Here is a 1429-nt window from a genome sequence, read left to right as displayed (position 1 = left end):
GGTCACACCACGTCCGCCGCGACCAAGACGCAGGTCGAGGCTGCCGGCGGCAAGATCATCGACAATCTGCTGGTGCCTCAGAACACCCGCGACTTCACCGCCTACCTCCTGAAGATCCAGCAAGCCAAGCCCGACGTGGTGGCGACCGCGATCGGCGGCGACGACATCAAAGCATTGCGCGAGCAGGTGGCGCAGCTCAAGCTCGACGGCAAGCCGGCCTGGATCAACAACCAGCAGGACTGGCCCGACGTGTGGGGCGCGCCCGACAGCCTGTTCGGCGTGTTCGGCACCACCTGGTATCACAAGCTGCCGCTGCCCGGCGTCGCCGAGTTCGTGAAGAAGTGGCAGGCCGCCAACAAGGACGGCCCGATCCCGGTGCCGGGCAATGTCTCCTACAACGGCTACATGTCGACGCGCGAATTGCTGCGCGCGATCGAGCGGGCCGGCTCGACCAACAACGTCAAGATCATCAAGGAGCTCGAGAACCTCAAGGTCTCGGCGACTGACCGCATGCAGCATTTCGACGCCTACATGGATCCCATGACGCATCAGATGCAGCAGACGATCTATCTGGCGCGGCGCAACGCCAAGCCGGCCGACAACACCGACCTGTTCGAGATCATCAGCTGGACGGAACCGAAATCGGCCGCCGATGACGCTGCACCCGGCAAGTGCAAGCTCACGCCCTACGAGCAGGTGCCGACCGTCGACTCCTAGCGACGGTGCGTCGCGTCGTGGAACGAGCGGCGCGCATGTCGCGCGCCGCAGACCCGGGCCATCGAGGCTTGGGTGAGCAATGCCAGTTGCGAAAGCCAAAACCTTGTTCGACCTACTTCCGCATCTTCTGAACGGCCTGACGCTCGGCCTGCTATTCGCGCTGATCGCGCTCGGCTTCATGCTCATTGTCGGGCTGATGGAGCAGATCAACCTGGCGCACGGCTCCCTGTTCGCGCTCGGGGCCTATGTCGCCATGCAACTGACAGGACCGCGCCCGCCATTGCCGGCAGATCTTGCGAAAGTGTGGCTCGCGCTCCCGCTCGGCTGGCGCTACGCCGCCACGCTGATCATCGCACCCGTGATCGTGAGTCTGGTCGGCATGCTGATCGAGCTCTGCATGCGGCGAACCTACGGCAAGGATCCACTGTACGGACTTCTCCTGACCTTCGGCGCGGCGATGGTGATCGAGGAGTTGATCCGCCTGGTCTGGGGCACGCGCGACTATGTGCTGCAGGTGCCGTCCGCCATCAACGGCGGCTTCCTGTTCGGCGATCTGATCTGGTCGACCTATCGCTTCTACGCGGCGGGCATCGCGGCCGGGATCATTGGTCTGGTCTGGCTGTTGATCGAAAAGACCTCGTTCGGCGCGACGGTCAAGGCTGGTGCGCATGACAGCGAGATCGTCCGCGCGCTCGGCATCAACCTGTCGCGA

General features: G+C 64.0%; 2 protein-coding genes. Both read left to right on the top strand.

Annotated elements, in window-relative coordinates:
• On the top strand, positions 1 to 717 hold a 717-nt coding region (locus tag ACXJL8_RS40980; RefSeq protein WP_456687033.1), incomplete at its 5' end, for an ABC transporter substrate-binding protein.
• Between the two features lie 103 nt (positions 718 to 820).
• On the top strand, positions 821 to 1429 hold a 609-nt coding region (locus ACXJL8_RS40975; RefSeq protein WP_456687032.1), incomplete at its 3' end, for a branched-chain amino acid ABC transporter permease.

Source organism: Bradyrhizobium sp. P5_C11_2, assembly GCF_054049755.1.
Note: the sequence above shows the minus strand (reverse complement) of the source record. Positions and strands in the feature narration are given on the sequence as shown.